21 protein-coding genes are annotated in these 23,220 nt (G+C 62.6%); 5 read left to right on the top strand and 16 right to left on the bottom strand.

Annotated features, from left to right (window positions below):
• Positions 1-83: 83 nt before the first annotated feature.
• Positions 84-2,219 carry a catalase HPII gene (gene katE / locus M1D87_RS00510; protein ID WP_123085449.1) on the bottom strand — a complete coding sequence of 712 codons (2,136 nt, stop codon included), beginning with the start codon at positions 2,217-2,219 and terminating at the stop codon, positions 84-86.
• A gap of 227 nt (positions 2,220-2,446) precedes the next feature.
• Here katE and M1D87_RS00505 point away from each other — a divergent pair, with 227 nt between their 5' ends.
• The 3 genes from M1D87_RS00505 (at position 2,447) to M1D87_RS00495 (ending at position 4,960) form a co-directional block, all read left to right on the top strand.
• The gene (locus M1D87_RS00505) at positions 2,447-3,454 is read left to right on the top strand and encodes a methionine ABC transporter ATP-binding protein (protein ID WP_003256960.1); all 1,008 of its coding nucleotides are present in this window, start codon (positions 2,447-2,449) and stop codon (positions 3,452-3,454) included.
• On the top strand, positions 3,454-4,125 hold the full coding sequence (locus tag M1D87_RS00500; protein ID WP_013970307.1) for a methionine ABC transporter permease: 672 nt from the start codon (positions 3,454-3,456) through the stop codon (positions 4,123-4,125). Before M1D87_RS00505 ends, M1D87_RS00500 begins: the two co-directional genes overlap by 1 nt.
• Positions 4,126-4,189: 64 nt before the next feature.
• Positions 4,190-4,960, top strand: coding sequence for a MetQ/NlpA family ABC transporter substrate-binding protein (locus M1D87_RS00495; protein ID WP_061305073.1), 771 nt, complete (start codon positions 4,190-4,192; stop codon positions 4,958-4,960).
• 119 nt (positions 4,961-5,079) lie between these two features.
• Here M1D87_RS00495 and M1D87_RS00490 read toward each other — a convergent pair whose 3' ends face one another.
• From M1D87_RS00490 to M1D87_RS00470, 5 genes are read right to left on the bottom strand one after another with little or no spacing between them, the layout of a single operon-like run.
• Positions 5,080-5,712 (bottom strand): SCO family protein, encoded by a 633-nt coding sequence (locus M1D87_RS00490; RefSeq protein WP_123085448.1) that lies wholly within the window; start codon positions 5,710-5,712, stop codon positions 5,080-5,082.
• Positions 5,709-6,602 (bottom strand): heme o synthase, encoded by an 894-nt coding sequence (gene cyoE / locus M1D87_RS00485; RefSeq protein WP_013970304.1) that lies wholly within the window; start codon positions 6,600-6,602, stop codon positions 5,709-5,711. Before cyoE ends, M1D87_RS00490 begins: the two co-directional genes overlap by 4 nt.
• Complete coding sequence (locus M1D87_RS00480) at positions 6,587-7,666, bottom strand: COX15/CtaA family protein (RefSeq protein WP_061305072.1); 1,080 nt, start codon at positions 7,664-7,666, stop codon at positions 6,587-6,589. The genes cyoE and M1D87_RS00480 overlap by 16 nt, the downstream gene beginning before the upstream one ends.
• Before the next feature lie 9 nt (positions 7,667-7,675).
• Positions 7,676-8,257, bottom strand: a complete 582-nt coding sequence (locus tag M1D87_RS00475) for a hypothetical protein (protein WP_023660931.1) — start codon at positions 8,255-8,257, stop codon at positions 7,676-7,678.
• Positions 8,226-8,963, bottom strand: coding sequence for an SURF1 family protein (locus M1D87_RS00470; RefSeq protein ID WP_123085447.1), 738 nt, complete (start codon positions 8,961-8,963; stop codon positions 8,226-8,228). Before M1D87_RS00470 ends, M1D87_RS00475 begins: the two co-directional genes overlap by 32 nt.
• A 63-nt stretch (positions 8,964-9,026) precedes the next feature.
• Between M1D87_RS00470 and M1D87_RS00465 the strand changes: the two genes are divergently transcribed.
• Positions 9,027-9,230, top strand: a complete 204-nt coding sequence (locus tag M1D87_RS00465) for a twin transmembrane helix small protein (RefSeq protein ID WP_003258925.1) — start codon at positions 9,027-9,029, stop codon at positions 9,228-9,230.
• 99 nt (positions 9,231-9,329) lie between these two features.
• On the opposite strand, the gene M1D87_RS00460 is transcribed toward M1D87_RS00465, so the two are convergent.
• From M1D87_RS00460 to coxB, 4 genes are read right to left on the bottom strand one after another with little or no spacing between them, the layout of a single operon-like run.
• The gene (locus M1D87_RS00460; RefSeq protein ID WP_003258926.1) at positions 9,330-10,217 is read right to left on the bottom strand and encodes a cytochrome c oxidase subunit 3; all 888 of its coding nucleotides are present in this window, start codon (positions 10,215-10,217) and stop codon (positions 9,330-9,332) included.
• A 16-nt stretch (positions 10,218-10,233) separates the two neighbouring features.
• Entirely contained in the window at positions 10,234-10,800 is a 567-nt protein-coding gene (locus tag M1D87_RS00455; protein WP_013970301.1) for a cytochrome c oxidase assembly protein, read from the bottom strand.
• Positions 10,801-10,810: 10 nt separating this feature from the next.
• A complete protein-coding gene (gene ctaD, locus M1D87_RS00450; RefSeq protein WP_013970300.1) occupies positions 10,811-12,400 on the bottom strand; it encodes a cytochrome c oxidase subunit I in 1,590 nt (529 codons plus the stop codon).
• A 43-nt stretch (positions 12,401-12,443) separates the two neighbouring features.
• The gene (gene coxB, locus M1D87_RS00445; protein ID WP_123085446.1) at positions 12,444-13,571 is read right to left on the bottom strand and encodes a cytochrome c oxidase subunit II; all 1,128 of its coding nucleotides are present in this window, start codon (positions 13,569-13,571) and stop codon (positions 12,444-12,446) included.
• Between the two features lie 369 nt (positions 13,572-13,940).
• Between coxB and M1D87_RS00440 the strand changes: the two genes are divergently transcribed.
• Positions 13,941-14,582, top strand: a complete 642-nt coding sequence (locus M1D87_RS00440) for a hypothetical protein (RefSeq protein WP_039612407.1) — start codon at positions 13,941-13,943, stop codon at positions 14,580-14,582.
• A 132-nt stretch (positions 14,583-14,714) separates the two neighbouring features.
• Here M1D87_RS00440 and M1D87_RS00435 read toward each other — a convergent pair whose 3' ends face one another.
• The 6 genes from M1D87_RS00435 to prlC all read right to left on the bottom strand — a co-directional run bounded on the left by M1D87_RS00435 (position 14,715) and on the right by prlC (position 23,202).
• On the bottom strand, positions 14,715-16,247 hold the full coding sequence (locus M1D87_RS00435) for a SulP family inorganic anion transporter (protein WP_013970296.1): 1,533 nt from the start codon (positions 16,245-16,247) through the stop codon (positions 14,715-14,717).
• Between the two features lie 192 nt (positions 16,248-16,439).
• Entirely contained in the window at positions 16,440-17,159 is a 720-nt protein-coding gene (locus M1D87_RS00430) for a carbonic anhydrase (RefSeq protein WP_013970295.1), read from the bottom strand.
• A gap of 422 nt (positions 17,160-17,581) precedes the next feature.
• Positions 17,582-18,640 carry a PA0069 family radical SAM protein gene (locus M1D87_RS00425; RefSeq protein ID WP_123085445.1) on the bottom strand — a complete coding sequence of 353 codons (1,059 nt, stop codon included), beginning with the start codon at positions 18,638-18,640 and terminating at the stop codon, positions 17,582-17,584.
• A 77-nt stretch (positions 18,641-18,717) separates the two neighbouring features.
• Positions 18,718-20,712, bottom strand: a complete 1,995-nt coding sequence (locus M1D87_RS00420; RefSeq protein ID WP_123085444.1) for a M3 family metallopeptidase — start codon at positions 20,710-20,712, stop codon at positions 18,718-18,720.
• A gap of 124 nt (positions 20,713-20,836) precedes the next feature.
• Complete coding sequence (locus M1D87_RS00415) at positions 20,837-21,118, bottom strand: YheV family putative zinc ribbon protein (protein WP_013970292.1); 282 nt, start codon at positions 21,116-21,118, stop codon at positions 20,837-20,839.
• Positions 21,115-23,202, bottom strand: coding sequence for an oligopeptidase A (prlC, locus tag M1D87_RS00410; RefSeq protein ID WP_123085443.1), 2,088 nt, complete (start codon positions 23,200-23,202; stop codon positions 21,115-21,117). Before prlC ends, M1D87_RS00415 begins: the two co-directional genes overlap by 4 nt.
• Positions 23,203-23,220 lie beyond the last annotated feature (18 nt).

Raw genomic sequence — 23,220 nt, 5'->3', positions numbered from 1 at the left:
TCGCGACACAAGGCCGCTCCTACAAGGGAATGCGATCTCCTGTAGGAGCGGCCTTGTGTCGCGATGGGGTGCAAAGCAGCCCCTTAGGCAGGCACAGCCTCCGCAACCGCCTCCCGCTCCCACACCCGATGCCCCTCTACCGCTTTGACGAAGGCATCCACGGTCTTCTGCTCATCTCCCAGCAGCAACCCCTTGTCTTCTTTCAGCCCCAAGCAGCCCAAAAGCTCTTTGGTCAACACCATCGCCTTCAGGTGTTTGTAGCCCTCCAGCAGGAAGTGCTTGGCCAAACCACTGCCTGCCAGCGCATCGGTCGAGGCCTTGCCCGCTGGTACGACAATCCCGTCAAACATGATCGAGGGCATCCCTTCCATGGAGGCATCCACCGGCAGCTGCTTGCCGTCCGCGGCCATCACCGGTGCCGAGGTCGGCCCAAGCAGCATCGGCCGGGCACTGTGCGCCTCCAGAGCCTTGACCAGCTTGTCCACGCTGGCAGCGTCTACGCCATCTGCCACCAGCACGGCAATCTTGCGCCCCTTGATGCCAACCGAGCCCGGGTGGTTCATCTGGCTCAGGGCAGGCGACTGCGCAAGCTGGCTTCCCTTCACTTGCACAGTGCCTACGTTCGGTGCAGGCAAACCGAGGTTGGCAGCAACCGCAGCCGCCAGCTTCAGGTCGATATTGGCGAGAATCTCATTCACTTCCCGAGCACGGATCGTCTCCCGCTCCACCTTGCCCAGCTCAAAGCTGTAAGCCTTGATGATGTGCTGCTGCTCGGTCGGGCTCATGCTCTGGAAGAACAACCGCGCCTGCGAGAAATGGTCGCCGAACGAATCGCTGCGCTGGCGGATCTTGTGCGCATCGATACGCTCCTGGTAGCTCTCGAAGCCGCCATCCTGCGCGGCTGGTGGCGTTTCCTTCGGCCAGCCACCGTCGATGGAGTTGGGCTCGTAGGATGCGCGCCCCTTGTGCACCAGATGCTGATGCAAGGCGTCACGCTGGTTGTTGTGGTTAGGAGCGACGGGGCGGTTGATCGGGATCTGGTGGAAGTTGGGCCCGCCGAGGCGGCTAAGCTGCGTGTCGGTGTAGGAGAACAGGCGTCCCTGCAACAAAGGGTCGTTGGTAAAGTCGATGCCAGGCACGATATGAGCCGGGCAGAATGCCACCTGCTCCACTTCGGCAAAGAAGTTGTCCGGGTTGCGATTCAGGACCATCTTGCCCAAAGGTGTAACCGGCACCAGTTCTTCCGGGATTATCTTGGTCGGGTCCAGCAGGTCGAAATCGAATTTGTGCTCGTCGGCTTCCGGCACGATCTGCACCCCCAGTTCCCATTCAGGGTAATCACCCGTCTCGATAGCCTCCCACAGGTCGCGACGCTGGAAATCAGCATCCTTGCCTGCCAGCTTCTGCGCTTCGTCCCATAGCAAGGAGTGCACACCCTGGCGCGGTTTCCAGTGGAATTTGACGAAACTGGCTACGCCCTGGGCGTTGATCAGGCGGAACGTATGCACCCCGAACCCTTCCATCATCCGCAAGCTGCGCGGGATAGCGCGGTCCGACATCGCCCACATGACCATATGCGCCGACTCCGGTACCAGCGAAACGAAATCCCAAAAGGTGTCATGGGCCGAAGCGCCGGTCGGGATCTCGTTGTGCGGTTCTGGCTTTACGGCGTGGACGAAATCCGGGAATTTGATCGCATCCTGGATGAAGAACACCGGCATGTTGTTGCCCACCAGGTCGAAGTTGCCCTCGTCGGTGTAGAACTTCACAGCAAAGCCCCTCACGTCACGCACGGTGTCGGCTGAGCCGCGCGGGCCTTGTACCGTGGAAAATCGCACGAAGACGGGCGTGACTTTCTCCGGGTCCTGCAGGAAGCCGGCTTTGGTCAGCTCGGTGTGGTTGCCATAGCTCTGGAAATAGCCATGCGCCCCTGTTCCTCGCGCATGCACGATGCGCTCAGGAATGCGCTCGTGGTCAAAGTGCGTGATCTTCTCGCGCATGATGAAATCTTCGAGCAACGAGGGGCCTCGATCACCCGCCTTGAGCGTGTTCTGGTTGTCAGCGATGCGCACCCCCTGGTTGGTACGCAACGCACTGCCTGTGGCATCGCTTCGGTCAGCCTCCAGGCTCTGCAACTTGGCGTTGGTATTGGCCCGGTCCGGGGTCTGGGTGCCAGCGGCCTCGCTGTGCTTTGGCGCGTCCGTGTTCTTGCTGGGCATGATCGGCTCTCCTCGTCAGTCTTAAGGCATACCCGTTTCGGGCTGTGTGCAAGTAGTGACCGGAAGGCTTTGCCGAGCGTTCAATCAGGATTACCGGTTGTCGCGATATGCCCGAAGGATTGGTGCATTACGAAATAAATGCTAAGAACAGCTATGGGAAAAGGCTAAAATGCGCGACCCCAGCTAACCGCTGACCCAAATTCCATGCGCCCCACAAGGTTCGCTACGTGATCGAGTTCCAACAGGTACACAAGACCTACCGCGTCGCCGGTAGGGAAATCCCCGCACTGAATCCGACCAGCCTGACCATCGAAGATGGCCAGGTGTTCGGCCTGATCGGCCATTCCGGCGCCGGCAAGAGCACCATGCTGCGCCTGATCAACCGCCTGGAAGAGCCTTCCGGCGGCAAGATCATCGTCGACGGCGAAGACGTTACCGCGTTCAACGCGAGCCAGCTGCGCGGTTTCCGTCAGCAGGTCGGGATGATTTTCCAGCACTTCAACCTGCTGGCCTCCAAGACTGTCGCCGACAACGTCGCCTTGCCACTGACCCTGGCCGGCGAGCTGTCGCGCAGCGAAATCGACAAGCGCGTGACCGAGCTGCTGGCCCGCGTCGGCCTTTCCGACCACGCCAGAAAGTACCCGGCGCAGCTGTCCGGTGGCCAGAAGCAGCGCGTCGGCATCGCCCGCGCCCTGTCCACCAACCCGAAGATCCTGCTGTGCGACGAGGCCACCAGCGCCCTCGACCCGCAAACCACCGCCTCGGTCCTGCAATTGCTGGCCGAAATCAACCGTGAGCTGAAGCTGACCATTGTGCTGATCACGCACGAAATGGACGTGATCCGCCGGGTCTGCGACCGCGTGGCAGTGATGGACGCCGGCCAGATCGTCGAGCAGGGCTCGGTGGCCGAGGTGTTCCTGCACCCGCAGCACCCCACCACCAAGCGCTTCGTCCAGGAAGACGAGCAGGTTGACGAAGGCGAGCAGCGTGACGACTTCGCCCACGTGCCGGGCCGTATCGTGCGCCTGACCTTCCAGGGCGACGCCACCTATGCGCCGCTGCTGGGCACCGTGGCCCGCGAAACCGGCGTGGACTACAGCATCCTCGCCGGGCGTATCGACCGCATCAAGGATGTCCCCTATGGCCAGCTCACCCTCGCCCTGATCGGCGGTGACATGGAAGCGGCGTTCGCCCGCTTCAAGGCAGCTGACGTACATATGGAGGTACTGCGTTGATGGACGCCCTGAATTTCTTTGCCAACGTCGACTGGGCCGAAATCTGGCTGGCCAGCGTCGACACCATGATCATGCTGTTCGGCTCGCTGTTCTTCACCGTGCTGCTCGGCCTGCCGCTGGGCGTGCTGTTGTTCCTCTGCGGGCCAAAGCAGATGTTCGAGCAGAAGGGTGTGTACGCGCTGCTGTCGCTGATCGTCAACATCCTGCGCTCGCTGCCGTTCATCATCCTGCTGATCGTTATGATCCCGATCACAGTGCTGATCACAGGCACTTCCCTGGGCGTCGCCGGCGCCATTCCGCCGCTGGTGGTGGGTGCCACGCCGTTCTTCGCGCGCCTGGTGGAAACCGCCCTGCGTGAAGTGGACCGCGGCATCATCGAAGCCACCCAGTCGATGGGCGCCACTACCCGCCAGATCATCACCAGCGCACTGCTGCCGGAGGCCCGCCCGGGCATCTTCGCCGCCATTACCGTCACCGCCATCACCCTGGTTTCGTACACCGCCATGGCTGGTGTGGTCGGTGCCGGCGGCCTGGGCGACCTGGCCATCCGCTTCGGCTACCAGCGTTTCCAGACCGACGTGATGGTCGTCACCGTGGTGCTGTTGCTGGTACTGGTTCAAGTCCTGCAGAGCGTGGGCGACAAACTGGTCGTGCATTTTTCCCGTAAGTAACCCCAATGGGGTCGGCCCGGCCGACCCGTTCGGGGGCCGTCGCGGCCCTCACAAGGAGTGATCAATGAAGAAGCTGCTTGCTGTTGTCGCCGCTGTCGCGGCCTTCTCGGCCCACGCCGAGTCCCTGACCGTTGCCGCTACCCCGGTTCCGCACGCCGAGATCCTCAACTTCGTCAAACCTGTTCTGGCGAAAGAGGGCGTGGAGCTGAAGGTCAAGGAATTCACCGACTACATCCAGCCGAACGTGCAGGTGGCGGAAAAGCGCCTGGACGCCAACTTCTTCCAGCACCAGCCGTACCTGGATGAGTTCAACAAGGCCAAGGGTACCAACCTGGTGAGCGTTGCCGGCGTGCACATCGAGCCGCTGGGCGTGTACTCGACCAAGATCAAGAAGCTGGACGAGCTGTCCTCCGGCGCCACCGTGGTCATCCCCAACGACGCCACCAACGGCGGCCGCGCGCTGCTGCTGCTGGACAAGGCCGGTGTGATCAAGCTGAAGGACAACAAGAACATCCTGTCCACCGTGAAGGATGTTGCCGAGAACCCGAAAAGCCTGAAGTTCCGTGAGCTGGAAGCGGCCACCATCCCGCGCGTGCTGACCCAGGTCGATGCTGCCCTGATCAACACCAACTACGCGCTGGAAGCCAAGCTGAACCCGGAGAAAGACGCCCTGGTCATCGAAGGCAGCGACTCGCCTTACGTGAACATCTTGGTTGCCCGCCCGGACAACAAGGACGCGGACGCCATGAAAAAGCTGGCTGCTGCGCTGCACTCGCCTGAGGTGAAGCAGTTCATCAACGAGAAGTACAAAGGCGCTGTGGTTCCGGCGTTCTAAGCCGTCACATCGCGCTGGACTCTTCGCGGGTAAACCCGCTCCCACAGTGATAGCGCAAGGCTCACGGCCTACGCTGTACCTGTGGGAGCGGGTTTACCCGCGAAGCTTTTGGGGCTAACTCAATCCCGCTTCACGAGCCCGGGCAACTGCGCCACCAGCTTCTGGTTGTTGAACGGCGCCCGAATGAACCCGCGCTGGCGCCCATCCGGCCCCACAACCGCCAGGTTGCCGCTGTGATCCACGGTATACCCCGGCTTGCTGGTATCGGCCGGAATGAACGGAATGCTCAAGGCATTGGCCAGCTTCTGGGTATCCTCGATCGACCCCGCCACCCCGACGAAATCCTTGTCGAAATAACCCAGGTACTGCTTCAGCTGGTTCGGCGTGTCGCGGTTCGGGTCAACGCTCACCAGCACCACCTGCAGCCGGTCGACGGCCTCCTTGGGCAGCTCGCTCTTCACCTGGCGCAGCTGGGCCAGGGTGGTCGGGCAGATGTCCGGGCAGTAGGTGTAGCCGAAGAACAGCAGCGACCATTTGCCCTTCAGGTCATCCAGTTGCACCGGCTGGCCGTCCTGGTTGGTCATGGTCACGTCAGCCACGGTACGGTTCTGCGGCAGCAGGATGATGCCGGCATCGATCAACTCGGTGGGGTTGGGCTGGTCGCGGCCATTGAGCACCTTGTTGACGGTCAGGCCCAGGATCAACGCGACCAGGGCAACGAGGATGAAGACGGTTTTCTGGGTTCGGGTCATAGGTTCAGCAACAGGTAGTGGTCGAGAAGCAACGCGATGAACAGCGCGAACAGGTAGCCGATAGAGTACTTGAAGGTGCCGATCGCTGCGTGCGGCCGGCTGCCACGGTACAACACCCATGCCCATTGCAGGAAGCGCAGGCCCAGTACAAGGGCACAGGCCAGGTACAGCGGGCCGCTCATGTGGATGGCGTACGGCAGCAGGCTCACCGCCAGCAATACCAGGGTGTACAGCAGGATATGCAGCTTGGTGTAGCGCTCGCCGTGGGTCACCGGCAGCATCGGGATATCGGCCTTGGCGTATTCCTCCTTGCGGTGGATGGCCAAGGCCCAGAAGTGTGGTGGGGTCCACGCGAAGATGATCAGCACCAGCAGCAGGGGCTCGGCGCTGACATGCCCACTGACCGCCACCCAGCCCAGCAACGGCGGGGCGGCGCCAGCCAAGCCGCCGATGACGATATTCTGTGGCGTAGCGCGCTTGAGAAAACCGGTGTAGAGCACCGCATAGCCGAGCAGGGAAGCCAGTGTCAGCCAGGCGGTGAGGGCGTTGGTGAACACCAGCAGCAGGGCCATGCCAAGTAGCGCCAGCGCCAGAGCGAACAGCAGCGCCGGCAGCGGCTCGACCCTGCCCTGGGCAAGCGGCCGCTTGTGGGTACGCGCCATCAGCGCGTCGATGCGTCGGTCCACCACATGATTGACCACCGCCGCGCCGCCTGCACAAAAGCCGATGCCCAAGTTGCCGAACAGCAGCACGCTCCAGCTGACACCCGCACGGGTGGCAAGGAACATGCCCGCCAGCGAGGTGATCAGCATCAGCACCACCACCTTGGGCTTGGTCAGCTCCAGGTAGTCACGCCAACTGGCCCTCTGTGCGCTCAGAAGCGTCGCCACGAATCATTCCTCATGTGGTGGGAGATGCCCACGCCAGCCACGGGCCGCAGGCGCCAGCCATGGCCGACACCCACGCGAACCTTGTCGACCACGCGGATGCGGTAGTTCACCAGCACCATGCTCAGCAGCAACAGCGCCCCACCAGCGTTGTGCGCCACGGCCACGGCCAGCGGCAGGTGCAGCAGCACATTGCTGATGCCCAGGCCGACTTGCACCACCAGCGCCAGCAGCACCAGCCGCGCCAGGCCAGGGAGGCCGCAGCGGTGCAGCTTCCAGCTGAGCATCAGCAGCACGCAGGTCACCAGCAGTGCACCCAGGCGGTGGCTGATGTGGATGGCCGTGCGCGCATCACTGTCCAGTTGCCCACCCAGGTAATTGGGCCCGACGTGCTGGGTCAGATGGAACCCGTTGCTGAAGTCCGCCGCCGGCCACCACTGGCCGTGGCAGGTGGGCAGGTCGATGCAGGCGACGGCCGCGTAGTTGGCACTGACCCAGCCGCCCAGGGCGATCTGGCCGATCACCACCAGCAAGGCCAGCGCGGCGATCCGGCGCAGGCTCAATGGCAGCTTTGGCAAAGGCGCAAAGGCCCGGGACAGACGCAGGGACAACAGGAACAACAAACTCAGGGTAGTGAAGCCGCCGAGTAGATGCGCGGTGACCACCTGCGGCCACAGCTTGAGGGTGACCGTCCACATGCCGAAGGCTGCCTGGGCCAGCACCACGCCCAGCAGCAGCAAGGGCAGGCGGTAAGGCTGGCCATCGCGGGCATGCCGGCGCAGCGCCTGCAAGGCGAGCAGGACGATCACCATCGCCAGGGTGCCGGCGAAGTAGCGGTGGACCATCTCGGCCCAGCCCTTGGCGGCTTCCACCGGATGTTCGGGGAAATGCAGCTCGGCATGAGCCAGCTGCGCTTCGCTCTTGGGCACGCTGATGAAGCCGTAGCAACCCGGCCAGTCCGGGCAGCCGAGGCCGGCGTGGGTCAGGCGGGTATAGGCACCGAGCAGGACGACCAGCAGTGCCAGCAAGGTGGCGAACACAGCAAGGCGGAATCCGGGTCTGGCCATGGCAGGCTCCTAGCCGATGTTGGACAGCTTGAGCAGGTGGCGCAGGTCGTCCAGCACATGCTTGCCGTTGACCTTGGCGTCGTAGCGCAGCACCAGGTTGCCGTGTGGGTCGACGATCCACAGCTGCGGGCCGGTCTCGCCGACCTTTTGCAGGTAGCGTTGCGCATCCAGCGGGTAACGCTGCAACTGTGGGTATTCGCGGCCGAGCAACGCCTGGTAATCGGCACTTGCCGGCTGGGCGGCCGCCAGGGCATGGCTGGCACGGCTGGCATCACGGCCCAGGCCGACCTGGATCTGCCGGGCCAGGTACACCAGCCGCTGGCAATCCTCGGCACAGGCTGTGGGTGTGCTCACCAGCAGCTGCCAGCGCTCGTCCTGGCCCGCCACGCCGAGATCGGAAAGGCTCTCACCGTTGCCGATCATCACGCCGTGGTAGCTGCGGCCGTCCGGCACCCAGAACTTGAGCTTGTACATGCTGGTGGCCAGAACCATCGGCCCGAGCACCACCAGCAGAATCAGCAGCAGCTGCAAACGCCCGCGGGCTCTGGGTTTGCTGCGTTCAGGCACTTCCAGTGGAGTGGCGGTGGCCATGGCGTTTCTCCTTGTTGTGGTGCCAGCCGAAGTAGAGGTAGAGCAGTACCAAAGTGGTTGCCAGGGCAAACCATTGCACGGCGTAACCCAGGTGTTTTTCCGGGCCCATGGCAACGACCGGCCAGTCCAGGCGATAGGTCGCCGGGCCGGGTTCCAGGCGCAGCTCATGGGCGAAGCCATCGCGATCGAGCTGTTGCCATAGCTGCGCGGCATCCACGGCAGTCAGCAGGTGCGGCCACTGGCCGCCTGCAGGGTCGGGGTGCAGCTGGAACGTGCTACCAGGCGCGACATACACCGAAGCGTCCAGCGCCAACGCCTGGGCAGGGGTATCGAAATGCACCGGCACGCGGCGGTCCGGCCAAGGCAGCCAGCCGCGGTTGACCAGCAGCCACACGCCGCTGGCCTGATCATGGAAGGGTTGCAGCAGTTCGACACCGGCCTGGCCGTCACGCATGCGGTTGTCCAGAAGCAAGCTGTGCTCGGCGTCGAAGCGGCCATAGAGATGCACGCGGCGGAAGGCATTGTCCTGGTTCGCTGTCAGCTGGGCCGTGGCCACGGGCGCTTCGACCCGCCGCTCGGCATAGGCGGCCAGCAGCACGCGCTTATCCTCGGCACGGCCGAGTTGCCAGCAGCCAAGCGCGATCAGCCCCGGCAGCAGCGCAAGCACCACCAGGGTTGGTACCCAGCCCGGACGAAACGGCCTCATCGGAGCCTCGTCGGGCCGATCGCTATACTTATCCACATCACCGCATCCCCCCGGAGTATCGCCATGCTCAAGGCCGCGATTGTCCTGATGCTGTTGGCCACGATTGCCAGCCTGTTCAGCGGCCTGGTGTTTCTGGTCAAGGACGATGAAAACTCGACCCGTTTGCTGAAGGCACTGACCGTGCGGGTGACCCTGGCGGCCCTCACCATCGGCCTGGTGGCCTGGGGCTTCATCAGTGGTCAGCTGGTCTCGCACGCCCCCTTCTGAAGTTTTCACCTGACCCTGTGGGAGCGGGCATGCCCGCGAATGCGATGTTGAATGTACCGACGCATTCGCGGGCGCGCCCGCTCCCACAGGGTTCTCTATTCACAACACATAGACAAAGATGAACAACCCCACCCACACCACATCGACGAAGTGCCAGTACCAACTGGCCGCCTCGAAACCAAAGTGTTTCTCCGGGTTGAAATGCCCGCGCAAGATGCGCACGAACATCACGATCAGGATGATCGTGCCCAATGTCACGTGGGCGCCGTGGAAGCCGGTGAGCATGAAGAACGTCGCGCCGTAGATACCCGACCCCAGCGTCAGCCCCAGCTTGGTATAGGCCTCGTGGTACTCGTAGGCCTGCAACGCGATGAAGCTGGCGCCCAGGACGATGGTCAGCGCCATCCAGAATTTCAGCGGGCCACGGTGGCCGCGACGCAGGGCATGGTGGGCGATGGTGATGGTCACGCTGGAGCTGACCAGCAAGATGGTGTTGATCAGCGGCAGGTGCCACGGGTCGATCACTTCCTTGGGCGGCGGGAACAGTTTCGGGTCGGGCGTGTGCAGCAGCGGCCAGGTGAATTCGAAGGTCGGCCACAACATGTGCGCAACACCCTTGGCCCCTTCACCGCCCAGCCACGGCCCGGCCAGCACGCGCACGTAGAACAGCGCACCGAAGAAGGCCAGGAAAAACATCACCTCGGAGAAGATGAACCAGCTCATGCCCCAGCGGAACGAGCGGTCCAGTTGCGGGCTGTACAGCCCCGCGCGGCTCTCCCGCACCACCGAACCGAACCAGCCGAACAGCATGTAGGCCAGGAACAACGCACCGATGAAGAAGATCAGCGGCCCGTGCGACTCGGGGTGGCCGGCCTTCATGTCGTTGAACCAGGTACCCAGGCCGAACACCGTGATGAACATGCCGATGGTGGCGATGATCGGCCACTTGCTCTGCGCCGGAACGTAGTAGTGCTCATGACTTGCCATTGCTGTTCTCCTTCCCTTAACGGGCGCCCTGGACGTCCTGGGCCGCGACATGCGCGACCGGCGGGTGGCGAGCGGTGATGTCGAACAAGGTGTAGGCCAGTGTCAGGTGCTTCACGCTGGCCGGCAGGTCGCGGTCGACGATGAAGCGCACCGGCATCTCGATGCGTTCGCCGGGCTGCAGCACCTGCTGGGTGAAGCAGAAGCACTCGGTCTTGTGGAAGTACGCCGCAGCCTCGGCCGGGGTGATGCTGGGGATGGCTTGCGCACTCATCGGCCGGTCGGTCGGGTTATGGGCGACGAAGATCATCTGGTTCACCGCACCCGGGTTGACCTCCAACTGGTCGGCGGTGGAGTAGAAGTCCCAGACCATGTCGCTGGCATTGGTCGACATGAACTGCACCCGCACCGAACGCGTCGGGTCGCTGACCTGGCTGCCTTCGTACTGCCCTCCGGTCTTGCCGTTGATGCCGAAGGCCTTGCACATCACGTCATAGATAGGCACCAGGGCGAAGCCGAAGGCGAACATCACCACCGTCAGCATCAACAGGCGCAACACCAGACGTTTCAGCGAAAGGCCGTTCATGGCACGGTTCCTATTTCACTTCCGGTGGCGTCTGGAAGGTGTGGTAGGGCGCAGGCGAAGGGATCGACCACTCCAGGCCCTCGGCGCCATCCCATGGCTTGGCCGGTGCCGGCGCGCCGCCGCGGATGCACTTGATGACGATGAACAGGAAGAAGATCTGCGTAGCGCCGAACATGAACGCGCCGATCGACGACACCATGTTGAAGTCGGCGAACTGCAGGTTGTAGTCGGGGATTCGCCGTGGCATGCCGGCCAGCCCCACGAAGTGCATAGGGAAGAAGGCCATGTTCATGCCGATGAACGATAGCCAGAAGTGCAGCTTGCCGAGGGTTTCGTCATACATGTGGCCGGTCCATTTCGGCAGCCAGTAGTAGGCCGAGGCGAAGATGCCGAAGATAGCCCCAGGCACCAGCACATAATGGAAGTGCGCCACCACGAAGTAGGTGTCGTGGTACTGGAAGTCCGCTGGAGCGATGGCAAGCATCAGCCCGCTGAATCCGCCGATGGTGAACAGGATGACAAAGGCGATGGCGAACAGCATCGGCGTTTCGAAGGTCAGCGAGCCTTCCCACATGGTGCTGACCCAGTTGAACACCTTCACCCCGGTAGGCACGGCGATCAGCATGGTGGCGTACATAAAGAACAGCTCGCCGACCACGGGGATACCGACCACGAACATGTGGTGGGCCCAGACGATGAACGACAGGAAGGCGATGGCGCCGGTGGCGTACACCATCGAGGTGTAGCCGAACAGCGGCTTGCGCGAGAACGCCGGGATGATCGAGCTGACCGCGCCGAAGGCCGGCAGGATCATGATGTACACCTCGGGGTGGCCGAAGAACCAGAACACGTGCTGGAACAGCACCGGGTCACCACCGCCGGCGGCACTGAAGAAGCTGGTACCAAAATGGATGTCCATCAGCATCATGGTCACGACGCCGGCCAGCACCGGCATCACCGCAATCAGCAGGAATGCGGTAATCAGCCAGGTCCAGACGAACAGTGGCATCTTCATCAGGGTCATGCCTGGGGCACGCAGGTTGAGAATGGTGGCGATCACGTTGATCGCGCCCATGATCGAGCTGATGCCCATCAGGTGGATGGCAAAGATGAAGAAGGTGACGCTGGCCGGCGCGTAGGTGGTGGACAGCGGGGCGTAGAAGGTCCAGCCGAAGTTGGGCCCGCCACCCGGGCTGAACAGGGTCGAGACCAACAGCAGGAAAGCTGCCGGCAGCAGCCAGAAGCTGAAGTTGTTCATCCGCGGCAAAGCCATGTCGGGCGCGCCGATCATCAGCGGGATCATCCAGTTGGCCAGGCCGACGAAGGCCGGCATCACCGCACCGAACACCATGATCAGGCCGTGCATGGTGGTCATCTGGTTGAAGAACTCCGGCTGGACGATCTGCAGGCCGGGCTGGAACAGCTCGGCGCGGATCACCATGGCGAACGAGCCGCCGAGCAGGAACATGATGAAGCTGAACCACAGGTACATCGTGCCGATGTCCTTGTGGTTGGTGGTCAGCACCCAGCGCATCAGGCCTTTGGCCGGGCCGTGCGCATGGTCATGGCCGTGGGCGTGGTCGTCGATCACTGCACTCATGTCCTGTCTCCTGCAATCCATTGATTGCCGCGAGTAACCCGGTTCATTGCGCTTCTGCCTGCTTCAGCGCCAGCACGTCCTTCGGCGTGACCATGTCACCCTTGTTGTTGCCCCAGGCGTTGCGCTCGTAGGTGACCACGGCAGCGATGTCGACTTCCGAGAGCTGCTTGCCGAACGCGGCCATGCCAGTGCCGGGCTTGCCGTGGAAGACGATGCCCAGGTGGGCTTCCTTCGGCCCGGTGGCGATCTTCGAGCCCTTGAGCGCCGGGAACATCGGCGGCAGGCCCTGGCCTTCGGCCTGGTGACAGGCCACACAGGTGGTGTGGTAGACCTTGTCACCACGTTCCACCAGCTCCTCCAGGGTCCATTCCTTGCTGGTCAGTTCCTTGAGCTTGGCAGCTTCAGCCTTGCGCTCGCCCAGCCAGGTGTCGTAGTCGGCCTTTGACTTGACCTCGACCACCACCGGCATGAAACCGTGGTCCTTGCCGCACAGCTCGGTGCACTGGCCGCGGTAGATGCCGGGCTTCTCGATACGGGTCCAGGCTTCGTTGACGAAGCCGGGGATGGCATCACGCTTGACCGCGAAGGCCGGCACCCACCAGGAGTGGATGACATCGGCAGCGGTTACCAGGAAGCGCACCTTGGCGCCAACCGGCAGCACCAGCGGCTGGTCGACTTCGAGCAGGTAGTGCTCGTCCTTGGGTGCCTTGTTGTGGATCTGCTCGGTGGGGGTGGCCAGGTTGCTGAAGAACTCCACGTCCTGGCCAAGGTATTTGTAGTGCCACTTCCACTGGTAGCCGGTAACCTGGATATCGATGTCCGACTCGCTGGCATCGTAGATGTCGATCAGGGTCTTGGTGGCCGGGATGGCCATGGCCACCAGGATCAGGAAGGGGACCACGGTCCAGAGGATTTCCACCCAGGTGTGCTCGTGGAAATGCGCAGCCTGCTGGCCGGTGGAACGGCGGTGGATGACCATGGACCAGAACATCGCGCCAAAGACAACGATGCCGATGATCACGCAGACCCAGAAGATGGTCATGTGCAGGTCGAAGACGGCGTTGGAGACTTCCGTCGCGCCTGGGTGCATGTTCACGGTCCAGGCGGCGTTGGCCTGACCAAAAACCGACCACAACAGGAGGCCCATCCAGACATGTGGATGTCGCATCATTGCGGGTTCCCCTTCTCGTTCTTGTAGTCCCGGAGGCGTGGCCTGCGGCAAGAGGGAACGGTGGTCAAGACTACCTGGCTTCGACGACCGAGCCCCTGCTAAAAGCAGTCGGGCCTCATCAACGAATCACGTTCACCGGGAGTATAGACAGCGACCAACGGCACGCAACGAAGCCCGTGAAATGAACTTCATGAAATGGCTGAATGGCCTGAAAACCGCGCGCTTGACACGGCATGGCACAATAATGGCTTTTCGATATACCTGAGCATGCACACGTTTGCGCGACTTATAACAAATGCGTCTTAGGTATTCTGTATACCGAGCTAATTTAGTGTCTTCCGTTTGAAACGTAATGTCCCTGGAGTTGTCATGAACATCGCTGCTGTACGCGAGCAGGTAAGCCAAGCCCATCAACACGAAGGCCAGACCGGCCAACTGAAAAAGCGTCTCGAGCTGCAACTGCCCCACCTGCACCCCTCGATCCAACTGCCTGAGCAGGACGCCCAGGGTACTTTGGCGCGCTTCGTCAGCGCCTACATCGAACAGGTTCCGGAACTGCTTGAGGCCGCCCATGAGGTCGCCCGCGAGGCCGGGATCGAATCGCAGATCAAACCTGTACTGAAAATCGCCGAAGCCTACTTCCTGCAGCCGCCCAGCGTGATGCAAGGGCATGTGGGCCTGGACTGCCTGCTGGATGAGGCCTACCTGGCGCACCGCCTGGTGGAAGAGGTGAACGACCTGTACATCCGCCACTTCCAGCAACCGTTGATCCCGGTCGACACCACCGTCGCCAACCTGATTGCCCACCAGTTGATTGGCGAGACGTTTGCCAATCAGCTGGATGAAGTGGTGCACCACTCGGTGGATGAAATGTTGAACGACGAAAGCTTCGCGGTGGAGTCGGTGGAGGCCTACCGCGAGAAATTGAGCAGCCCGGAAACGGGCGCGGCCTGGAAGCGCTGGCCGTGCCTGTCACGGCAGCTGGGGGTGGAGCTGGGCCAGCCGGCCTGAAGTTCCTGTCCCGGCCTCTTCGCGGGTAAACCCGCTCCCACAGGTACTCCACAGGGTTCATAGCCTGTGCAGTACCTGTGGGAGCGGGTTTACCCGCGAAGAGGCCAGTTCAGGCGATACAGACTTTCAGCTTCAGGCCCCAACCCCGGCCGTAGTCCGCATCCGCCCCTCGATCCGCCGCTTCAAGCGCCGCTGCTCGATCAGCAACCGCGACCCATTGGCCGAATTACTGCGCCCCCAATCCTCAAGCAGCTCAAGGCACGAGTGGTCGATATAGCTCAGGTTACCCAGCGGCACATGCAGCGTAGTCCCCGCCGGCACGCTATCCAGCACCTGGGTCAGCGCCGGCACCTTGAGGAAGGTGGCCGCGCCACTAAGCCGCAATTCCATGTGCCCAGCCTTTTCCAGGCTGACCAGGTTGATCTTCAACCGCGCCGCCTTCAGTGCCAGCTTCAGCAAGGTCAGGGCAAAGCCCAGCAATACACCGGTCAGCAGGTCGGTAAAGATGATCGCCAGCGCCGTCGCCGCGTAGGTGAACATCGGCATGCGGCCATAGCGGCCCAGCCCACGAAACGCCTTGAAATCCACCAGCTTGACCCCGGTGAACACCAGCACACCCGCCAGGCTAGCCACCGGGATCTGCTGCAGCACGCTGCTCAGCGCCACCACGAACGCCAACAGCCAGAGGCCATGGAAGATCGCCGAAGCCCGGGTCTGCGCACCCGCCTGCACGTTGGCCGAGCTACGCACGATCACCCCGGTCATCGGCAACGCACCGAGCACCCCGCACAGCATGTTGCCGATGCCCTGGGCCGACAGTTCACGATCAAAGTCCGAACGCTGGCCGCTGTGCATGCGGTCAACCGCTGCAGCCGACAACAAGGTTTCGGCACTGGCGATGAAGGCCAGGGCAAAAGCGGCGACCAACAAGGTAGGGTCGGCCAGTTGCATCAGGTCACCAGGGCGGATCCAGTCGATGGCCTCGGACAGGTCGGCCGGCACCTGTACGCGGTTCACCGGCAAAGCCAGCCAGATACTGATGGCCGTCATGGCCGACACACCCAGCAGGGCACCCGGGACGAAGCGCAGCCGCTGCGGTCGCAGCCGCTCCCAGCTCCACATGATGGCGATGGTGCCCAGGCCCAGCGCACCGGCCATCCAACCAGAGCCGGCGCTTTCCTGCGGCAGGGCGGCGGCCACGGTCGCCGGGAACTCCAGCAGGTTCTGCATGCCGGATGGCTGCGGCGCGGTGTCGAACATCACATGCACCTGCGAAAGCACGATCAGCACGCCAATCCCCGCCAACATGCCGTACACCACCGCCGGAGCGGTAACCCGGAACCAGCAGCCCAGGCGCAGGCGCCCGGCCAGTAACTGCAGCAAGCCGGCCAGCAGCAGGATCGGCCCGAGCATGGCCATGCCATGCTGGCGTACCAGCTCGAATACCAATACCGCCAGACCTGCGGCCGGGCCACTGACCTGCAGCGGCGAACCGGCGAGGAAACCTACGACAATACCGCCGATAATGCCGGTAATCAGGCCTTTGGCCGGTGGCATGCCAGAGGCGATCGCAATGCCCATGCACAACGGCAGTGCCACCAGGAAGACCACCACCGACGCCAGCAACTCACGCGGCAGGGCCGCTTTCAACTGTGTAATGTTCACCGTGTTTCTCCTTTCTTTGTCACACAGCCATTCCCCTGGCCGTGGGCACGTTTGCCCCTGACGAGCGCGCAGGCGCGGGCCGCCAGCGGGAGTGCCGGCAAGGCAGTCAGGGAATTCAAGGCAGCCGAAGGCCGTGCCACACCCCTACGGGGTGCAGCCGGCTATCAAGGTTCCAGCGGGTGGATGGGTCGCTTAGTAGCGGCCTCTCGGAGTAGCGCAGGGGACCGGCTCGCCAGCAGCCAAGGGCAGGAAGGTATCGCTGGCGGCGTCGTAGGCTTCGATCTTGCTGGTCTCGATGTCGTAGACCCAGCCATGGATGTACAGCTCACCGGCTGCCAGGCGCGAAGCCACCGAAGGGTGGGTGCGCAGGTGATGCAGCTGGGCGATGACGTTTTCCTTGGTCAGCACCTGCATGGTTTCATGTTCGCTGCCGCACGAGCAGTTGTTCTCGACCACGGTGCGGGCCACTTCGGCGTGGCGCAACCAGGCGGACACGGTCGGCATCTTGGTCAGCGATTGCGGGTTGAGTACGGCACGCATGGCGCCGCAGTCGGAGTGGCCGCAGACGATGATGTGATGCACTTTCAACGCCAGTACGGCGTATTCGATGGCGCTGGAAACGCCGCCGTTCATCTGGCCATACGGCGGTACCACGTTACCGACGTTACGGGTCACGAACAGGTCGCCAGGCGAACTCTGGGTGATCAGCTCGGGAACGATGCGCGAGTCGGCGCAGGTGATGAACATGGCTCGCGGGGTTTGCGCGGTGGCGAGCTTCTTGAACAGCTCTTGCTGCTCGGGGAATACGTCATGGTGAAAACGCAGGAAGCCGTCGACGATGTGCTTCAGGGCGGCATCGGCGCTCTCCGCGGGGACCTGCGGTACGACCTTGGATGGGTCCTTGACGGGCATGATTCATCCTCTTGACGGTGTGTAGGTAAATCCATTTTACCGGTGAAAGATTCTGGCTATGCAGGGATTTAGATGACACGCACGGGCCATAGATCACAGTCGGTGAAGACTGATTTCCTACGCTAGCGGGGAAAACTTAACTGAAACTTAATTCGAAGGCTCTAGAACGGGTGTTCCAGATGAGAAAGGCGGGTATTGGATAATAGCAAAAAAACATCAACTGCCAAGAGCCATTACTGCAATTATCAACTTGAATTAGTTGCATTGATGGCTGGCAATGCGCCACACGTGGGAACCCGGAACCTGCGCAGAACCTGTGGGAGCGGGCGTGCCCGCGAAGGAGGCAACTCGGTACATGGCACCGGCTGCGCCGGTGTTCGCGGGCGCGCCCGCTCCCACAAAGACCGTGCTCTGCTCAAGCATCAGAACAACGCCATTTGCCCACCCGGCGGGCAAAACGCCGAACAATCCAGCGCATGCGCTTCTCGCCCTTTGAACTCCAGCCGCTTCATGGCCTTGGCAAAACGCTGCGCCAGCAACTCGGCAAACACGCCTTCACCACGCATGCGCGCACCAAAGCGGCTGTCATACAGTTCGCCGCCGCGGCTCTGGCGGATCAGGCTCAATACATGCGCCGCCCGCTGCGGGTAATGGTCCTGCAGCCATTGCTCGAACAACGGTGCCACTTCCAGCGGCAGGCGCAACATCATGTAGGCTGCGCTCTGTGCACCTGCCTCCCTCGCCGCCTCCAGCAGCCGTTCCAGTTCACTGTCGTTGATCATCGGAATCATCGGCGAACACAACACGCCCACCGGCACTCCCGCCTCGCGCAACACGCGGATCGCCCGCAAGCGCGCCTTGGGTGACGCCGCACGCGGTTCCAGCACCCGTTTCAAGTCATCGTCCAGCGTGGTCAGGCTGATCATCACCCGCACCAGGCGCTGGCGAGCCATCTCGGCCAGCAGGTCGAGGTCGCGCAGCACCAGCGACCCCTTGGTGACGATGGTCACCGGGTGGCGAAAACGCAGCAGCACTTCGAGCAGGCGCCGGGTCAGCAGTTGTTCACGTTCGATCGGCTGGTACGGGTCGGTATTGGAACCCAGGTTGATCGGCGCGCACACGTAACCCGGTTTGCTCAATTGTTGCGCAAGCACCTCGGCGGCGTTGGTCTTGGCAATCAGCTTTGTCTCGAAATCCAGGCCGGGGGATAGGTCCCAGTAAGCGTGGGAAGGGCGGGCATAGCAGTAGATGCAACCGTGCTCGCAGCCACGGTATGGGTTGATGGAACGGTCGAAGGGCAGGTCGGGCGAGGTATTGCGGCTGATCACCGATTTGGCCGTCTCTACCCGTACCTCGGTGCCCTGGGTTTGCGGCACCTCCTGATACCAGCCGTCATCCTCCGCCACCGAATGGCTGGGGGCAAAGCGGTTGTGCGGATTGTGCGCCGTGCCACGGCCCTTTTGCGGTGCTGGAGGAATCATGGCCTACCTCGGATACTGTATTCATGTACAGTATCGCGCATGCCTGATTCTTTCCAGCACCTCCGGTCAGCCCACTCTCACTTCAGGCCATGCCAACGCAGGAAGGGCAGTTGGCTTGACTGCCGGCCGAGAAACGCCTCAATGCCGGCACGTAAAGGTCGCGATGCCCCAGGGGCAAGCAATGTCTCCTGCAGCGCCCGGCCTGTGGCCCGGTCCAGCAGGCCTTGGGCCTCGAAGCGGGTGAACAGGTCGAATGCGTGCACGTCCGACCACAGATAGGCGTAATAACCGGCATCGTAGCCGTTTACCAGATGGTCGAAGGCATGCGCCGGGTGCTCGAAATCGGCCAAGGGCCAGTAGCCACAAAGCTCACGGGCATCACCCAGGCGCTGCTCGAGGGATCGGCCATCGTTCGGTGTGCCATGCAGGTCCAGGTCGAACAGCGCCATGCTCAGGTCGCGCGCGGTTTCCTCCACACCTTGCTGCCGCAAGCGGCGCAGGCATTCATCGACCCGGGCCCGGGAAAGCTTGCTGCCATCCTGAAGTGGCGAAGAAATCGCCACCAGGTAATCCGCGTCCCAGACCCAGCGCTCAAACAGTTTGCCGAACAGTTCCACGCCATCGGTACCGAGTTCGGTGACGTTGGACATCACGTGGTTGGTCGTGCGCACCAGCAAATGATGCAAAGCATGGCCAAACTCATGGAACAGCTTGCGCAGTGACAGATGGTCCAGTAACGGCTGGCTACCCGGCAGCGCTGCAGGCACGTCGCTGTAGACCACCACCGAGGCCGCCTGGAAGATTCCCTCGGCATCGACCCGGCGGTTGCGAATGTAGGTGGTGAACACCGAGTCAGGTTGCTTACCGGCATGCTGTACGGCGTCCAGGTACAGGAAACCGATCAAGGCGTTGTCCTGCCACACCTCGAACGGTTGCACGCTGTCATCCCAGGTTGCCAGCGGCTTGGCCAGCAGCGCTACGCCAAACAGTTTTTCCGCCAACTGCTGCAATGCACTGACCACGGCATTCAGCGGGAAGTGTTCGCGCAAGGCTTCGGTGGAAAGCACCTCGCGCGACGAGGCCTGCAGATAGGCAATGTCCCAGGGCTGGATATTCTCCAGACCTTTGGCTGCGGCCTGATGCTGCATATCTGCACGCCACTGCAGCACGGCCGGCCGCACATGGTCGGCAAGGTCATGAAGAAAGCCGCGCACCTGGGCAACCGAACCCGCGCTCTTCGAATGCAGGCTCTGCTCCAGATGGCTGGCAAAGCCGAGCAAGTGGGCCTTTTCGTCCAGCAGCCTCGCCAGTTGCTCCAGGTGCGAGCGATTATCCTGCTGTTGGCCAAGGCCGACGCCTCGGGTGTTGTAAGCCCGGTATACGCGCTCACGCAGCTGCCGGTTGTCGGCATGCTTGAGCACGGCGTCGGTAGTCACGCTTTCACATGCAATCAACCAACCCGGCGCATCCGCCTCCTGTGCCCTGGTAGCCAGCTCGTCACGGATGCGTTGAGGTACACCGCTCAGTTCGGACTCATCCGTAATGCTCAGCCCTGGCCGGTTGATGTTGCCGCGAAACGCCTCGCGCGCAGCGCCAATCCGTTTCAGCAGTTCGGCCAGGCGTACCTTGCCTGCGGGGTCGAGCGATGCACCACTGGAGGTGAACTTGTGCAGATGCCAGCGCAGCGTGGCGCGTTTCTGGGCATCCAGCTGCTTGCCGATGTCGCTGTTGGCCAAGCGCTCATACAGGGCCTGCAGTGCTGAATTGGCGAATTTCTGTTCGAACCGCTCCGTGGCCTTGGCGAAGAAGTCGAAGATGGCACCGGCCCAGGCTTGATCCCGACCAACCAATGGCGAGGCGGCATACAACACCGTCAGCAGCTGACTATCCAGCCCGTCCACCGCCAGCACCATGTCATCCCAGGTTGGCAGTGCCTGCTGTTCGCGAATGATGCGCTCGATGCCTTGCTCGTGCGCCAACAGCACGTGGTCGAAGGCAAACTGCATGTTTTGAAGCGTGATCGACGAATAATCGACGGGGATACGGCTATTTTGCAGAAGGGGGTTATCCATGGTGCAACACCTTGCTCGTAGAGAAGAGCAGGCGAGCTTGCATGGCCAGCGTGCAGCAGGTGGCCTGACTATCTACCACCCGGGGCATGCCCGCCCGGGCACGAACCCGGGCGGCATGACGGCTTTATTCAGCCGGTTTCTTCAGCTTCGGGTTGGGGAAGAACTGCACCGTTTGTACCTTGGCCGGCGCGGCTTTCGGTTCCAGATGGTTGACCCGGGTGCCGAGCTCCTTCGGCACCGACAAGCCCTGCTCGTTGAGGGTGTCAGTAAAGCCGCAGGCCACGCACTCGCGGTGCGGTACGCCGTCTTCGTTCCACATCATCAGCTTGTCGGTCTCGCTGCACGCCGGGCATACCGCCCCGGCAATGAAGCGTTTCTTGGTCTTGTTCACGGCTACCTCGCTCATGCTGCAGCGTCCTCGCTCAGGCCACTATGGCGCAGCAATGCATCGATGGAAGGCTCACGGCCACGGAAGTCGACGAACAGCTCCATCGGCTCGCGCGAACCACCACGTGCCAGGATCGCCTCACGGAAGGCACGGCCGGTTTCGGCGTTCAGCACGCCTTCTTCCTCAAAGCGCGAGAAGGCGTCGGCCGACAGCACTTCGGCCCACTTGTAGCTGTAGTAGCCCGCCGCATAACCACCAGCGAAGATGTGCGCAAAGCTGTTGGGGAAGCGGTTGTACGCCGGTGGGCGCATGACCGACACCTCGTCGCGCACGCCTTCGAGCACCTGCAGCACGCTGCGGCCGTCGCCATGGGTTGCATGCAGCTCGAAGTCGAACAGCGAGAACTCCAACTGGCGCACCATCATCATGCCCGACTGGAAGTTCTTTGCCGCCAGCATCTTGTCCAGCAGGTCCTGGGGCAGGGGGGCGCCAGTTTCGTAGTGGGAGGAGATCAGTGCGAGGCCTTCCGGCTCCCAGCACCAGTTTTCCATGAACTGGCTCGGCAGTTCGACCGCGTCCCAGGCCACGCCGTTGATGCCGGATACACCGGGATGCTCGATGCGGGTCAGCATGTGGTGCAGACCGTGGCCGAACTCGTGGAACAAGGTGGTGACTTCATCGTGGGTCAAAAGAGCCGGCTTGCCGGGCGCGGCTGGGGTGAAGTTGCACACCAGGTTGGCCACGGGGCTCTGCAACTGGCCAGCGGCTGTGCGGCGACGGTCACGCGCGCCATCCATCCAGGCGCCGCCACGCTTGTTGGCGCGCGCGTAGAGGTCGAAGAAGAAGCGGCCGACGTGCTGGCCGTTTTCCTTGATCTCGAACAGGCGCACATCCGGGTGCCAGCTGTCGAAGCCCTTGAGCTCGGCAATCTCGATACCGTAAAGGCGCTGCACGATGCTGAACAGGCCGCCCAGCACCTTGTCGATCGGGAAGTAGGCACGCAGGGCTTCCTGCGACACGCTGTAGCGCTGCTCGCGCAGCTTCTCGCCGAAGTACCCGGCGTCCCAGCTGGCCAGCTCAGGGCAGCCCTGCTCGGCGGCATAAGCCTTGAGCTGCTTCAGGTCCTGGGCGGCGAACGGCTTGGACCGCTTGGCCAGGTCACGCAGGAAGCTCAGCACCTGGTCACTGGACTCGGCCATCTTGGTGGCCAGGCTAAGCTCCGCGTAGTTCTTGTAGCCCAGCAGTTCGGCCAGCTCCTGGCGCAGGTCAAGGATTTCCTGCATCACCGGGCCGTTATCGAACTGGCCGGCATTCGGGCCCTGGTCCGAGGCGCGGGTGCAGTAGGCCGCGTATAGCTCTTCGCGCAGGGCGCGGTCGCTGGCGTAGGTCATCACCGCGTAGTAGCTGGGGAATTCCAGGGTGATCAGCCAGCCGTCGAGGCCCTTGGCCTGGGCGGCCGCGGCCATCTGCGCCTTGGCCGAATCGGTCAGGCCGGCCAGCGCGGCTTCGTCGGTAACATGCTTGGTCCAGGCCTGTGTGGCGTCGAGCAGCTGGTTGGAGAAACGGCTGCCAAGCTCGCTGAGCTTGCTCTGCACTTCGGCGTAGCGCTGCTGTTTATCCGCCGACAGGTCGATACCCGACAGGCGGAAGTCCCGCAGGGCGTGCTTGAGGATAGTCTTTTGCGCCACATCGAAGCCGGCGGCTTCGGGGCTGTCGATCAACGCCTGGTAGGCTTCGAACAGCGCACGGTTCTGGCCCAGTTCGGTAGAGTAGGCGCTAAGCGCCGGCAGGCAAGACTCGTAGGCTTCGCGCAGCTCCGCGCTGTTGCACACCGCATTGAGGTGGCTGACCGGGCTCCAGGCGGCGCCCAGGCGGTCATTCAGTTCGTCCATGGCCAGCACCAGGCCAGCCCAGGTAGGGTTCTTGCCCTGCTTTTCGAGGATCTCGGCAATGGCTTTACGGTTGTCGGCCAGGATCGCTTCGATCGCCGGCAACACGTGTTCGGCACGGATTTGCGAGAAGGGCGGCAGATCGTAGGACTGCAGAAGCGGGTTGTTCGCACTCACGGTTTGGATACCTTGGCAGAAGAAACACTGCCCCATCTTAATTACAATCGACGC

The organism is Pseudomonas sp. SA233, assembly GCF_054792385.1.
Note: the sequence above shows the minus strand (reverse complement) of the source record. Positions and strands in the feature narration are given on the sequence as shown.

Excerpts from the sequence above, each read along its gene's own strand:
- M1D87_RS00480 (WP_061305072.1), bottom strand. The coding sequence starts at position 7,666 with ATGGCCAGACCCGGATTCCGCCTTGCTGTGTTCGCCACCTTGCTGGCA.
- M1D87_RS00455 (WP_013970301.1), bottom strand. The coding sequence starts at position 10,800 with ATGAACGGCCTTTCGCTGAAACGTCTGGTGTTGCGCCTGTTGATGCTG.
- prlC (WP_123085443.1), bottom strand. The coding sequence starts at position 23,202 with ATGGGGCAGTGTTTCTTCTGCCAAGGTATCCAAACCGTGAGTGCGAAC.
- M1D87_RS00475 (WP_023660931.1), bottom strand. The coding sequence starts at position 8,257 with ATGGCCACCGCCACTCCACTGGAAGTGCCTGAACGCAGCAAACCCAGA.
- M1D87_RS00430 (WP_013970295.1), bottom strand. The coding sequence starts at position 17,159 with ATGCCCGTCAAGGACCCATCCAAGGTCGTACCGCAGGTCCCCGCGGAG.
- M1D87_RS00460 (WP_003258926.1), bottom strand. The coding sequence starts at position 10,217 with ATGGCAAGTCATGAGCACTACTACGTTCCGGCGCAGAGCAAGTGGCCG.
- M1D87_RS00500 (WP_013970307.1), top strand. The coding sequence starts at position 3,454 with ATGGACGCCCTGAATTTCTTTGCCAACGTCGACTGGGCCGAAATCTGG.
- M1D87_RS00415 (WP_013970292.1), bottom strand. The coding sequence starts at position 21,118 with ATGAGCGAGGTAGCCGTGAACAAGACCAAGAAACGCTTCATTGCCGGG.
- coxB (WP_123085446.1), bottom strand. The coding sequence starts at position 13,571 with ATGATGCGACATCCACATGTCTGGATGGGCCTCCTGTTGTGGTCGGTT.
- M1D87_RS00470 (WP_123085447.1), bottom strand. The coding sequence starts at position 8,963 with ATGAGGCCGTTTCGTCCGGGCTGGGTACCAACCCTGGTGGTGCTTGCG.
- M1D87_RS00495 (WP_061305073.1), top strand. The coding sequence starts at position 4,190 with ATGAAGAAGCTGCTTGCTGTTGTCGCCGCTGTCGCGGCCTTCTCGGCC.
- M1D87_RS00490 (WP_123085448.1), bottom strand. The coding sequence starts at position 5,712 with ATGACCCGAACCCAGAAAACCGTCTTCATCCTCGTTGCCCTGGTCGCG.
- M1D87_RS00440 (WP_039612407.1), top strand. The coding sequence starts at position 13,941 with ATGAACATCGCTGCTGTACGCGAGCAGGTAAGCCAAGCCCATCAACAC.
- M1D87_RS00420 (WP_123085444.1), bottom strand. The coding sequence starts at position 20,712 with ATGGATAACCCCCTTCTGCAAAATAGCCGTATCCCCGTCGATTATTCG.
- ctaD (WP_013970300.1), bottom strand. The coding sequence starts at position 12,400 with ATGAGTGCAGTGATCGACGACCACGCCCACGGCCATGACCATGCGCAC.
- M1D87_RS00465 (WP_003258925.1), top strand. The coding sequence starts at position 9,027 with ATGCTCAAGGCCGCGATTGTCCTGATGCTGTTGGCCACGATTGCCAGC.
- katE (WP_123085449.1), bottom strand. The coding sequence starts at position 2,219 with ATGCCCAGCAAGAACACGGACGCGCCAAAGCACAGCGAGGCCGCTGGC.
- M1D87_RS00425 (WP_123085445.1), bottom strand. The coding sequence starts at position 18,640 with ATGATTCCTCCAGCACCGCAAAAGGGCCGTGGCACGGCGCACAATCCG.